Here is a 13,571-nt window from a genome sequence, read left to right on the forward strand (position 1 = left end):
ACGAAGGCCCGCCCACACCGGCGGGCCTTTCTCTTACTCACACGCACAAGCCTTCTACCTTCGATATAGTTATCTTTTGTACCCACAATCTGGAGGCCCCTTTGGCTCGAATCAAACTCGGGATAGCGGCGGCTCTTGCGTTCGTCATTGCATTGAGCACGGTAGCGCAGGCACAGTACGCAACGTACCTCAGCAACTTTGAAAAGCGCACCACGGTCAAAGTCCTGCCCAACGGCCTCACGCTCATCATCTGCGAACGCCACGAAGCTCCCGTCTTCAGCTTCTACACGCTCGTCGACGCAGGCTCGGTCGACGACCCGCAGGGCGAGAGCGGCCTCGCGCACATGTTCGAGCACATGGCCTTCAAGGGCTCGACCGAGATCGGCACCACCGACTACGCTGCCGAAAAAATCGCCCTTGCCAAAGTCGAGACAGCCTACGCCGCATATGACGCCGAGTACCGCAAGCGCGTCGGCCAGAACCCCGCAAAGCTCGCCGAGCTCAAGAAGTCCTTCGAAGACGCACAGGCCGCAGCCGAAAAATACGTCATCCCCAACCAGTTCTCCGAGGTGGCCGAAGCAAACGGCGCCGTCGGTATCAACGCCTCCACCGAAGAAGACTCGACGCAATACTTCTGGAGCATGCCCTCGAACCGCCTCCAGCTCTGGGCCTGGCTTGAGAGTCAGCGCATTGGCCATCCCGTCGAGCGCGAGTTTTACAAAGAGCGCAACGTCGTTCAGGAAGAGCGACGCATGCGCGTCGACTCCAACCCCATCGGCCGCATGGTCGAGCAGTTCCTCGCCACCGCCTACACCGCGCACCACTACCGCGTTCCTGGCGTCGGCTGGGAGAGCGACATCAGCCAGGTCTCCGCCACCGAGGCCGCAGCCTTCCACGCCAAGTACTACGTGCCGTCAAACATCGTCATCGCGGTCGTCGGCGATGTGAACACTGCGCAGGCCCTGCCCGTGCTTGAGCGCTACTTCGGCGCCATCCCCGCCGGGCCCAAGCCGCCCGAGCTCGCCACCGTCGAGCCGCCCCAGACCGCCGAGAAATCCGTCGTCATTCGCGAAGCCACGCAGCCCTTCTACCTTGAGGGCTATCACAAGCCCGACTACCGCGACCCCGACGACGCCGTCTACGACGCCATCGCTGACATCTTCTCCAACGGCCGCACCGCGCGCCTCTACCGCTCGCTCGTCCGCGACCAGAAGATTGCCGCCGAAGCCGAAGGCTTCCCGGGCTTCCCCGGCGAAAAGTACCCCGGCCTCTTCGCCGTCTACGCCGTGCCCCTGCCCGGCCACACGCCTGAGGAGATGCGCGTCGCTATCCACAAAGAGATCGACAAGCTCAAGACCACCGACGTCACCGACGCCGAGCTGGAGCGCTTCAAGACCCGCGCCCGCGCCGACATCCTCCGCGGCCTCGCCGACAACCAGGGCCTCGCCCACGAGCTCGCCGAATACCAGACGCGCTACGGCGACTGGCGCGAGCTCTTCCGCCAGCTCAACCGCATCGACGCCGTCAACAAGGCCGACATCCGCCGCGTGGCCAACAAGATCTTCACCGCCAACAATCGCACCGGTGTCAGCATCGAATTCGTCCCACCCCACACACCACCGCCTCCCACGCAAAGCGCCCAGCCGCAAGCCGGAGGTGCGAAATGAAGTCTCTTTCTTTCATGAAGCCAGCCCTCACGACCATCCTCGCCGCGACCCTGCTGCCCCTCAGCCTCTCCGCGCAAACTGCAACCGCGCCTAAGCCCGCAGCCGCGCAGCACACGCAGGCCGAGCCGTGGACAAAGATCCCCATCCCACCCCTCCACGCCTTCACGCCGGAGAAGCCGAAGCGCATCGAGCTATCGAACGGCCTCGTCATCTTCCTGCTCGAAGACCACGAGCTTCCCTTCATCAACGGCACCATCCTCATCCGCGGAGGCAGCCGCGACGTCCCCGCCGACCAGACAGGATTCGCCGACATCTACGGCCAGACCTGGCGCACCAGCGGCACCGCCACCATCAGCGGCGACGACCTCGACGACCAGATGGAGAGCAAAGCCGCCTCCATCGAAACCATGGGAGGAGTCGCATCCACTTCCCTCACCTGGTCCAGCCTCACGCCCGACTTCGATCTCGTCTTCTCCCGCGCCGTGGACCTGCTGCTCCATCCAGCCTTCAAGGCCGACAAGCTCCAGCTCGCGCAGCAGCAGATCGACACCAGCATCGCCCGCCGCAACGACGACGCCAGCGAGATCGCCATCCGCGAAGCCATCAAGCTCGCCTACGGCGCCGGCAGTCCCTACGCCCGCCAGCCCGAGTACGCCACCGTCGATAACATCACGCTCAAAGACCTCCAGGCATGGCACGACCGCACCGTCGTCCCCAACAACATGATCGTGGCGGTCGTCGGCGACTTCGACTCAGCGCAGATGGAAGCGAAGCTTCGCGCCGCATTCGAGCCGCTCAAGCGCGGCGAACCCTTCCACTCCGCCAAAGTCGACTTCACTAATCCCACCCCCAGCGTCAACTTCGCCGAGAAGGCCGACGTCAACCAGTCCAACGTCCTCATCGTCGGCCTCGGCACCGAGCGCTCCAACCCCGACTACTACGCCCTCAGCGTCATGAACGAGGTCTTCTCCGGCGGCTTCGGCTCGCGCGTCGTGCAGGACGTCCGTACCAAACTCGGCCTCGCCTACGACGTCGAAGGCCAGTACGGCGCGTCCTACGACCACCCCGGCATCTTCTACGTCCTCGCCGGCACCAAGAGCGTCAGCACCGTCCCTGCCCTCAAGGCCCTCGAAGCCGAGATCGGCCGCCTCAAGACCGACCCGCCCACCCCTGCCGAGCTGCGCAAAGCCAAAGACCAACTCCTGAACTCCTTCATCTTCCACTTCGACTCGCCCGACAAGATCCTCAACGAGCAAGTCACGCTGGCCTTCTACGGCTACCCGCTCGACTTCCTCGACAAATACAAAGCAGGCATCGAAAAGGTCACCTCAGCCGACGTCTCCCGCGTAGCCAACAAGTACATCGACCAGACCAAGCTCGCCACCATCGTCGTCGGCAACGAAGCACAAATCACGCCAAGCCTCAGCGACCTGGGCAAAGTCCACACGCTCGACATCACCATCCCGCCACCACCGCACGGCGAGCAGCCACAATAACCGATGCAGTCAACGTAATGAAATTGATCTCCGCAAAGCTGCAAGCACTCGCAATCGCCTCGGCCTTGACGCTCGTCTGGGCTGCTGAGTCACCAGCCCAGACAGATGTTGATAACACTCCTCGAAGTGCGCCGTCCCATTTAAATTCCAATGAACGTGCGGCGGCCAATCAACGCCTGGAGTTTGATGTCGCATCCATACGCGAGGTGGCTCCCGATTCTCCATCCACCAGCAACATCGATCTCGATCCCTCAGACTATTTCCGCTACAAAGGCGGCCCTGTGGTTGCGACTGGGCTGCTGATCAACTACATCATCTTTGCATTCAAAATAGCGGATACCAGCCAATATCCACTCATCGCCGCGCAACTTCCCAAATGGGCTCAGGCTGAACGCTATCAACTCGAAGCTCGTTCTCCCATCGCCAATCCAACGAAGGACCAGATACGCCTGATGGTCCAGACGTTGCTGGCTGATCGATTTCATCTCAAATTGCACACTGCAATGCGCGATGGCCGGGTCTATGAATTGAAAGTGCGGCCTCAAGGCCCCGGCCCTCAGCTCAAGCAATATCAAGGCACCCCTCTTTGCGGAGTCGTCAGTGCAGTCTCACCCAAGCCTGCTGGAAGTCGTGTTCCAGCGCCCTCATGCGGCATCCTCTTTTGGAAGAACAATGACTTGCAGCACATGCGAATCATGGACCAGAGCATGACGGAGATTGCAGGAACGCTTTCTCTGCTAGGTGGTCGTGTGGGTGAGATGGATCCGCTTCCAGTCATGAACCGTACCGGGCTCACTGGCAAGTGGGTTCTCAACCTCGATTTTGCACGCGAACGAACAGGGCCATCGGCACCAGCAGATGAGTCTTTATCTCTACCGGGGCCAGACTTCATTCAGGCACTCAGCGATCAGGCTGGATTAGTTCTCACCAAAGGCATTGGGAAAGTTCCGTCGTATGTAATCGACCATGTTGAACCTGCATCGCCGAACTAGAGAAGCATGGCTCGTTGGACATTTTGCGCGAAGCGCAAGCCGCCTGATTTTCTACATACGTCAACCACAATTTCCACAATAATCCCAGCATTTCCACAAAAATTAACCTTGTTCACCCTCTTGTTTTCTCGCCAATCAGGAGTACTGTTTCTCTCAGCGGAAGAGCAATCTTCCAAGTAGGAGAGAGCGGACGAAGGTCGTTGAAGGGACCTGGCAACAGGACTCGCGAAGCACTCGGGCAACCGACTGCGGATAGGCGGCACTCTCAAGCTCTTACAGCGAATGGAATGACGGAAGGGCACGGGAAACGCGGGCTCTGCTCGTAGGTCCCGGACAATTCTGAAGTGACAATCGGTTGTGATCTGGGGTCCGACCCAGGTCTTCGCGAAATCGGAAAGTAAGGGCGAGTTCCCGCAAGGGAGTTCGCCCTTCGCTTTTAACCATGCTTTCCCTGCCCTGTCGTCGTGCGCGAATCCCTCAAAATCAGCCCCTTCAGCAACTAGTCTCCTATTTCCACAAATCTCCCGCTATTTGCACAAAAATAAACCGCTCACGCCCTCTTGTTTTTGCGCCGATCAGGAGTAGTGTTTCTTTCAGCGGAAGAGTGATCTTCCAAGTAGAAGAGAGCAATCGAAGGTCATGAAGGAGACCGGCAACGGTCCTCCACCAAGCACCCAGGCGACTGGCTGCCCACATCTGATCCAGGAGCGCTCTTACAGTCGAACGCGAAGGCGGAAGTTCCGGGGAGCGCAGGCGCGAGCCAGCAGGCTCCGGGAAACACCGAGGGAGCAGGAAGCTGTGATTCGGACACCGAGCCCGGATCTTCGCAAAATCGGAATCGAGGGGTGAGCGCTCGCAAGGGCGTTCGCCCTTTCGCTTTTCCACAGCCATTGTTGACAGCGCCGATAGAATTAACCTTAGGAGAAGAAATAGAAAGCCCGGCACTAGCCGGGCCTTTTTCATGCACAGGAACTCGAAAGTCCACGACCGCAACCCATTTCGTTTGAAGACTTTGGTACTTAAGTATGGGTAGGGGGTACCCACTCATCCCCGGTAGATGTACCCCTCGGCCGTCTCCCGGAACCGCGCAAGATCCCGCTCCCGAGACTCATCATCCCTCCCCAGCTCCCTGGCCAGCAGCCGCGCAACCTCCGGCGCCGCCTCGATAGCCGCCGACGCATTCAAAAACAACGCCCGCGTCCGCCGCGCCAGCACATCCTCAACCGTCCTCGCCTGCTCCTGACGAGCAGCCCAAATCACTTCGAATTTCCGATAAGGCAACTTCGGATGCAACAACTCATTCAACTCCGCTTCCGAATCACCCAGAGCACGCACTGCAGGAAGATCGGCTCCATAAACCCGCTCACTCTCCTCAACCGCGGCATCTGGCTCAGCCCAACCATGCAGCCGCAGAGTCGAGGTCGTCGAAGGAGCAGCAGCCAAACCCGCAACCTGAGCCGCATGATTCACCGTATCCTCGCCCATCCTCCGATACGTGGTCCACTTCCCTCCCGTCACGGTGACGAGCCCGCTCTCTGAAACGATCACGCGATGATCGCGCGAAAGCTTCGACGTAGATTCGTTCCCGTTCCGAACAAGAGGTCTCAGTCCAGACCACATACTCAACACATCGCTCGGCTGCACGGTCTGGCCGAGATAGCGATGGATGTGCTCAGAAAGAAACGTCGTCTCTCCCTCGGTCGCTCGCGGCTCGCTCGAACTCGCCGGAACTGCAACATCCGTCGTGCCGACGACGAGATGCTCATGCCACGGAATCGCAAACAGCACGCGCCCATCCGCGGTCTTCGGCACCATCATCGCATTGCCGCTGGGCAAAAATTTTCGCGGCAGCACAAAGTGCGTTCCCTGGCTGATCGACAACATATGACGACCAGTTGGAGCGTCCATCCGCAACATCTGCTCGGTAAACGCTCCAGTGGCATTGACGACAACCTTTGCCTGAACATCAAACTCCTGCGAGGACTCACAATCGCGAACACGAACACCGGTAATCTTCTCGCCGCTCTTCAGCAACCCGATGACCTGCGCGTAATTGAGCGCAACACCTCCCAGGTCTTCCAGCGTTCGCATCAGAGTAATCGCATAGCGAGCATCATCAAACTGTCCATCCTGATAGAGGATTCCGCCCTTCAGCTCCGCGGAAGTCACTGTCGGAAGCCGCTCCAGCGTCTCGCCACGCGAGAGCACCTGCGATGGCCCAAACGACAACTTGCCCGAAAGCCACTCATACATCTTCAGTCCGAAGCCGTAATAAGGCACGCCGAAGTAGCTATAGAGCGGGACAATGAACCCAAGCTTGTGGACGAGATGCGGAGCATTTCGCAACATGTAGCCGCGTTCTCGTAATGCGTCCAGCACAAGAGTGAAGTTCATCTGCTCTAAATAGCGGACACCACCATGAACCAACTTTGTGCTTCTGCTCGACGTTCCTTTGGCAAAGTCATCTCGCTCGAGAAGCAGCGTTCGGTAACCACGAGAAGCAGCCTCAACCGCAGTTCCCAGTCCAGACGCTCCACCACCTACGACAAGCACATCCCACTGCGCCGTCTGGTCAATCTCGCGCAATCGCTCCGAACGTCCTATGCTCATGAACTGTCCTCCATGCACAAACACAAAAGAGCCGCCCCTGATCTCGACGCGATCTCAGAACCCAGCCAAGGCGAATGACTGGTGATTCGAGGTCACGGATCAGGGGCGGCTCTCTCTTGGTCTATGCCGCTTTCAACTTGAACGTAGCAAGGGCTGAAGCCATTGTCAACAAGGTTCACAGAATCCAGAGGGCTGGATCGCTTAGCGAAACCGCATCGACACCCGCTTTTACCAGGTCATCGACCTGGCGTAGATCGCTCAACAATCCTCCCGCAATGACAAACAAACCTGGATGTGCCGCGCGGATGCGTTCGAGTACGAGCGGGGCAGCAATTGCAGGAAGCAGTTCGATAACATCGGGTTGAAAGTTGGCAAGAAAGCGTTGCCCCGCTTCCACTGCAGCCGAGTCGATAACAAAGGTGCGCAGAACGCTGATCAAACCGCGGGCGCGCGCGGCGCGCAGCGTTTCATGATGCGTTGAAATAATGCCTGCGGCGCCGCAGTGTGCAAGATACTCGACAGCAGATGCATCCCGTGAAAATCCTTGCAAAAGATCAGCATTGACCAGCGGAAGCTTGCCGCGCTCGCGCACGGAAGCAATCATGCCCGCGATGTTCATCGGATTACCGAAGAGCAGATAGATAATGCGCACAGGCGAATCGAGTGCGAGTGCAAGCATCTCCGCGCTGCGCACTGCCGCGATAATGCGTGACTCGTGCACGATCTCATCCCAGAGATGTTTGTCGTGCGGTATTGAACTCTTTTCAGCCTTGACGCGGATAGACATGCATCCGCAGTCTACCGCAGGTGTTGGAAATACCGCTCAAATCGCTTCGTAATCTCTGCAGGGTCGGCATCCAGGTCCAAGGGAATTGGCGCACCAACTCTGATCTTCAATTTTCCGCTGCGAAACCAGCGATGAGCTCGAAGCATTTCTCCGAGTCCTATCAGTTCAACGGGCACAACTGGAACTCGAGACTGCTGTGTCAATAGGCCACTGCCGGCACGGAATGGCTGTAATGTTCCATCATCACTCCGTACTCCTTCAGGAAAAATGAGCACGGAGTAGCCATGATCCATTGCACTACCAGCATGCGCAAAGCTGCGGCGAAAACCCGATGAGCGTGGCAAAGCAAAAACATTGAATAGCGCTCTCAGCAACCAGTAGCCAACCCGGGCAAGTAGGTTGAGCAAGGCATTGCCTTGATTTCTGCCGTGGTGCATATCTTCAAGCAGTTCTGCTGCCATTGCAATTGTCATTCTACGTCGTAACTTGCCTGGCAATGCGTACAAAACGAGCGCACCATCGTAAGCAGTGATGTGATTTGCGATGACAAGTACAGGCCCATCTGGTAACGCTGAAGCACATTCGACAGATGGTTTTGCAAGAAACCAAATAAGCGGACGCATCAGCGACTCGATAAACATGACCCGCACGAGCTGCACTGGCCACATCCAAGGCCACTTCGAATATGCGAAGTCTTTTGGGGCTCCTCTGAGATCAGCTTTCGCCGCCACATCCTTTGCCTGTTCAGGAGTTATCGCGCAGGCTGTCAAGTCGATTAAAGAGCGCAGATCGCCGAGTGTCTCAGCAGATGCGAGAGACGCATCATCAACCTCGCTACCTAGACGCTGCTCGATAATAGACTGCAACTGCACTCGCCCCAGGCTGTCGAGATGAAAATCTTCAGTGAGCCTTTGATGATCGCCAGCGACGGTCGCTGCCATGCCCGTCACCTCGGCAATAATCTGGCGCAGAGCGTCATCACTTGCCACAACATTGCCAGCTTCTTGTGCTACGAGCGCGGCGGTGGCCCACTTCGCTACCTGTCTTCGGAGTAACTTCCCCGTCGACGTAAACGGAAACGACAGGTCTGGCCAGCGAAGCACGTATCTGATTTGCTGATATGGCGCGAGACTGCGATTTGCTTGAGTAACTGCGTCGCGCATCGCATGATCGTCGCCAGAAAAGATAAGAACAGCTGCCGGTTCCGGGCTCCCGTGCAGGACGCAGGAGACTACCGCGCATCCTCGCATGCCTGGTTGTCTGTTCAAAGCAGCTTCAAGATCAGCCGGATAAATATTCATCCCGGAGCTGGTCACGATGACATCGCCTTTTCTTCCAAGAAAACGTAGCTCGCCAGACTTTTCCTGCGCACCAAGATCGCCGGTCGCGAGCCATTCGTTGGCGCGTGCCTGCATTGCTCCGTGCTGCCATGTGTATTGCGAAAGCATCTCCCCACGAACTAGGATCTGCCCATCGTCGCCGATGCGCACTTCGCGTCCTGGTAAAGCTTTCCCGATAGTGCCTCGCCCAATTTTGAATGGATGGTTCAACGTCACGAGCGCCGCGGTCTCAGTCATGCCATAGCCCTGAATCAGCGCAAATCCCAGTGTGTTCCAAAACGCTTCTAATTCATTGGACAAGGTGGCGCCGCCAGAGATGATTGCCCAAAACTTCCATCCGAAGGCTCGATGTACGTGGCGAAACTTCCACCATCGTTTGACTACTGGCAGTTCGTCCGATTGCATGAGGTCTTGATTCAGTGAATCGAACCGTACGACAAGATGCGTTCGAAGTAGTTCAATCACACGTGGCAAAGCAATTAAGGCGGAGATGCGCTCTTCGTGGATCAACTCAATCATGTGCGCTGGTTCAAGATGTGTTGAAAAATGCAGTTCGGCCCCAAGAGAAGCAGGAATCCACAATCCCATGAACTGTCCGAAAACATGGCTTAGCGGTAGTGTGTGAAGAAAGCGCAGAGGATGCACCCACCGTTCATACTTGCGATATCGAGCGATCTCGTCTTCGATGGGCTGAAGGCTAACAAGTACATTGCGGTGAGTATGGATGATGCCCTTCGGCTCTGACGTAGTTCCTGAAGTGAAGACAATTTGGAAAGGCGTGCTTTGATTGACCGTTTCACTGACTGCAAACTGTGGCTGTGATGGAAGCCGAGAAGTAAGCCCAGCAAAACATTCGCGCGGGACATCTGTGTCGAGCATCTCGATAAGGTTGCGGTCTCCTGCAATCAGCCTGGGGCTTGTGTCCGCTACAACTCGCCTGGCAAATTCACGAGAACCCGCTGCATCAAGAGGGACAGCAACAACGCCACGAAGAAGGCAGCCGAAAAACACACCAATCCATTCGGCCGAGTTCTCGCCCCACACGAGGACCCTATCGCCCGACTGCACTCCTCGCCGAATCAACTCCGCAGCAAAGCGGCCTGCGATCTCCGCAAGTTCACCATACGTTGTGCGATAGCTTCTGTTGCCATGATGAGCAACTACCGCCGTATCCGCAGCGTGCTGGCGAAACTCGTCTACGAGGCTTGCTAGATGAGGGCGCACGGCCCCATGATAGCTGTTTCGTCAGTTGTTTTCTGCGTATCGTTTTAAAGCGCGTATATCTGGCACAGTAATGTCGCGAACCTTCACGGAAATCAAGCCATCTGACTGTAACCGCGTGAGCGCACGCGATACTACATCTCGAACCGTACCTATGCGCGTGGCAATCTCATGATTGGAGAGATCTAGCTTGAATGTGATGTTGCCGCCCTTACAACTCATGCTCGCTTGTTGCGCTTCTGCGAGCAACAGTAACGCCAGCCGTTGTCCCACCTCGTGAAAGGACAGCACCTTCACCAATCGAGCATGTTTCCGTACGCGCTCAGCCATAAGCTTCAGTGCGCGCAGTGCAAATGCTGGATGCTCCAGGCAGAACTGCCGGATATCCCGCTTGTCGATGAAGAGTATCTTGGTGTCTACCTCCGCAATCGCTGAAGCAGGATACGGTTCACCGTCAAAGACGGGAACATCTCCAATAGTCGCGCCAGCTGAATCAACATGCATCACTTGTTCACGCCCATCTGCATTCTGTTGAAAAGCTCGCACCCGTCCGTTCGCGACAATAAATAATCCGCGCGCTTCCTCACCAGAAAAAAAGAGCATCTCTCCAGCCTTGAGATGGTGTTCTATTGCACGTTTAGCAATCCAAGAGAGTTCTTCCTCGCTTGAGCCATGAAAAAGCTTAGTACGTTGCAATACCTTGACCTTGTTTGCTCCGCCGTTCATCCATTTCCTCTACGACACAAGTCATAGCACATTCCTCCGCCCGAAGCATAGCGTGCGAATAGATTACATAGAGATTAGAGGTAAACATACAGCTTCAAGCGAACCCGAGATAACAGCAAACTTCACTCAAGCTACAGGCAGTGTAAAAGAAAAGACAGACCCCAGACCAAGTTGGCTTGTAACCTCTACTTTGCCTCCATGTGCTTCGATAATCGCTTTCACAATTGCTAGCCCCATACCAGTTCCCTGGACGCGATAACGTTGGCTTTGCCCTCTAAAAAATTTGTCGAAGATCAACGCCTTGTCGAGATCATCAATCCCAGCTCCACGGTCAGCGACACTAGTCATAACAAATGAGTCCTTCACCTCGGCTGTTATAAAAATAGGCTTCCCCGAATCGGAGTATTTCGCTGCATTCTCCAAAAGATGATGGAGCACTTTGCGTATCCAATTTATGTCCATGCTGACCGCAGGCAATTGTGGCGACAGGTTAATCTCGACGGGATGATCTTCCAGCAGAGTGCGGCATTCCGCGACAGCGTCCTGCACCACATCGCTGAGCTGGAGTGATTCGATGTGAAGTTGTACGTGCCGTGCATCCAGCTGGGCCATTTCGACAGCTTGGCTAATCAGGTGGTTTAAGCGCATACTCTCTTCTTCAATCACGACCAGCATTTCTTCGCGCAAGTTCGCATCCTGAACCATGCCCGATCGCAAACTCGTGATCGATGCTGTGATTGCTGTGAGCGGAGTACGCAATTCATGGGTTACAGAGTCCAGAAGCGCAGAACGTAATCTCTCACTTTCTTGCGTTGCTTCCGTTCGTGCAAGCCGCTCAGCTGTATTGCTTCTCTCCACAGCCAGTGCAATCAGGCTACCCAGTGCATCAATCGTTTCTCGGGAAGGAATATTGCCCGAAATCCCTATGGCCCCAATAGAGCGAACGCCAAGCGAAACCGGCGCAATGCAAACATTTCTGACTTCATCAGAGCGAGTCTCTTTTCTATCTGCGATATCGCGCAATTCCTCTTTCGAGATGGCCCCCGCATCCGAAGAAGATCGGTAAACTCTGTCTCTATCGCAAAGGTATATGCACACAGCCTCATTGCGAAAAGTGGCGCTGATTTGTCCAGGAGCTTTATTTAAAACATCGCTTACCTGATCGGCTGTCAGCAATTGCTGGCTGAAGTCGTAAAGCTGTTCAACCTCTCGTCTTCTCCGATCTGAGGTATTGGCTTCACGTCGTGCGCGCTCAGACAGATGACTGGCCAATACACCTGCGACCAGAAATGCTATTAATGCCACCCAGTTTTGGGAGTCCGCAATGGTCAACTGGCCGATCGGTGGGAGAAAAAAATAGTTGAATGCCACGGCCGCAAGCACCGACATATATACCGAATAACGGAGACCAAGCCGATTGGCGACAAACAGAATTCCTAGTAAAAATGTGAGAGCGACTGTCGTTGGATTGACGTGAGTGAGACGAAAGTAGACGATGACAATGCATCCCACCATCGCTGTTACAAATCCATAGCGGATTAGTTGCAATATCAACCGTCGATTCACAACGTCATTATAAGGACACTATGGTTCCTGAAGCAGATAATGCGCCTTTCAACCGCGAGACCCCGGAGCAATGGCTGGAAAAAATCGCGCCCGAAAAACGTAAGGGACTGTTCAAGATATTCCTGGGCTACGCTCCTGGTGTCGGCAAAACATATAGCATGCTCAGCGAAGCCATTCGGCGCCACGAGCGTGGAGAAGATGTTGTCATTGGAATCGTTGAAACACATGGCCGCATTCGCGTAGGCGAACTTGCCTCTCAGCTTGAGATAATACCAAGGCGCAAAGTGGAATTTCGAGGAACAATTTTCGAAGAGATGGACGTGGATGCCATCCTTACACGAAATCCTCAAGTCGTCTTGATCGACGAGCTTGCTCATACGAACGTCGAAGACGGCAAACGAAAGCGCTACGAGGATGTGCTGAAGATTCTGGACGCGAAGATCGACGTTCTCTCAACAGTAAATATTCAGCATATCGAGAGCGTCGCATCTACGGTTCAAAACCTGACCGGGATAACAGTCCGGGAGACGATCCCCGACTGGATTCTAGGCAAGGCCGATGAAGTCGTCATGGTGGATTTGACACCTGAGGCTCTGCAAACGCGGCTGCGGCGAGGGGATGTTTACCCTGTCGATCGGGCCGAACGGGCGCTGACCAATTTCTTCCGGCGAGGCAACCTGATTGCTTTGCGGGAGCTTGCTCTGCAACATGTTACGAGAGCTGTCGACCGCAGCCTGGACGAGTATGTTTCCAAAAAGAAACTCGGCACGCATTGGGCGGTTCACGAACGTGTAGTCGTATGCATCAGTTCCAGTCCTGCTGCACAACAACTCATCGCGCGCGGTGCACGCATGGCTGAAGCCACTGGTGGTGATCTGTTCGCGCTCCATGTCGATACAGGGCACACCCCTTCACCAGAAAAGGCCGCTTCTCTTGCAAGCAACCAGCGGTTTGCCAAAGAGCTTAAGGCTGAGACGATAGAGGTCAGGGGTAAAAGCATTCCACTAGCTATTGCTGAATTTGTGCGCGAGAAGCGAGCAACTCAAGTTATTCTCGGCCGCTCAGCGATTCATGGACTACAAAAATATCTCTACTATTGGGAGCTTCATCGTTTATTGGAAAATGCCCCTTTTGTCGATGTTCACATCATCACACAGGAGTAAAGA

9 protein-coding genes are annotated in these 13,571 nt (G+C 55.7%); 4 read left to right on the forward strand and 5 right to left on the reverse strand.

Going from position 1 to position 13,571, the window contains the following annotated elements; genetic code table 11:
- The first annotated feature begins 101 nt into the window (after positions 1–101).
- From IEX36_RS04150 to IEX36_RS04160, 3 genes are read left to right on the forward strand one after another with little or no spacing between them, the layout of a single operon-like run.
- Complete coding sequence (locus IEX36_RS04150; RefSeq protein WP_229668698.1) at positions 102–1,667, forward strand: M16 family metallopeptidase; 1,566 nt, start codon at positions 102–104, stop codon at positions 1,665–1,667.
- Positions 1,664–3,163, forward strand: coding sequence for a M16 family metallopeptidase (locus tag IEX36_RS04155; RefSeq protein ID WP_229668699.1), 1,500 nt, complete (start codon positions 1,664–1,666; stop codon positions 3,161–3,163). The genes IEX36_RS04150 and IEX36_RS04155 overlap by 4 nt, the downstream gene beginning before the upstream one ends.
- A gap of 17 nt (positions 3,164–3,180) precedes the next feature.
- Positions 3,181–4,155, forward strand: coding sequence for a TIGR03435 family protein (locus IEX36_RS04160; RefSeq protein ID WP_188758037.1), 975 nt, complete (start codon positions 3,181–3,183; stop codon positions 4,153–4,155).
- A 1,044-nt stretch (positions 4,156–5,199) separates the two neighbouring features.
- On the opposite strand, the gene IEX36_RS04165 is transcribed toward IEX36_RS04160, so the two are convergent.
- The 5 genes from IEX36_RS04165 to IEX36_RS04185 all read right to left on the reverse strand — a co-directional run bounded on the left by IEX36_RS04165 (position 5,200) and on the right by IEX36_RS04185 (position 12,405).
- Entirely contained in the window at positions 5,200–6,765 is a 1,566-nt protein-coding gene (locus IEX36_RS04165) for a glycerol-3-phosphate dehydrogenase/oxidase (RefSeq protein ID WP_188758038.1), read from the reverse strand.
- A 175-nt stretch (positions 6,766–6,940) separates the two neighbouring features.
- On the reverse strand, positions 6,941–7,552 hold the full coding sequence (locus IEX36_RS04170; RefSeq protein ID WP_188758039.1) for a glycerol-3-phosphate responsive antiterminator: 612 nt from the start codon (positions 7,550–7,552) through the stop codon (positions 6,941–6,943).
- Between the two features lie 11 nt (positions 7,553–7,563).
- The gene (locus IEX36_RS04175; RefSeq protein WP_188758040.1) at positions 7,564–10,116 is read right to left on the reverse strand and encodes an AMP-binding protein; all 2,553 of its coding nucleotides are present in this window, start codon (positions 10,114–10,116) and stop codon (positions 7,564–7,566) included.
- Between the two features lie 21 nt (positions 10,117–10,137).
- Positions 10,138–10,839, reverse strand: a complete 702-nt coding sequence (locus tag IEX36_RS04180; RefSeq protein ID WP_188758041.1) for a Crp/Fnr family transcriptional regulator — start codon at positions 10,837–10,839, stop codon at positions 10,138–10,140.
- A gap of 126 nt (positions 10,840–10,965) precedes the next feature.
- Positions 10,966–12,405, reverse strand: coding sequence for a DUF4118 domain-containing protein (locus IEX36_RS04185; RefSeq protein WP_188758042.1), 1,440 nt, complete (start codon positions 12,403–12,405; stop codon positions 10,966–10,968).
- A gap of 20 nt (positions 12,406–12,425) precedes the next feature.
- Here IEX36_RS04185 and IEX36_RS04190 point away from each other — a divergent pair, with 20 nt between their 5' ends.
- Positions 12,426–13,568 (forward strand): universal stress protein, encoded by a 1,143-nt coding sequence (locus IEX36_RS04190; RefSeq protein WP_188758043.1) that lies wholly within the window; start codon positions 12,426–12,428, stop codon positions 13,566–13,568.
- Positions 13,569–13,571: the final 3 nt, after the last annotated feature.

This window comes from Edaphobacter acidisoli, assembly GCF_014642855.1.
Lineage (GTDB): Bacteria > Acidobacteriota > Terriglobia > Terriglobales > Acidobacteriaceae > Edaphobacter > Edaphobacter acidisoli.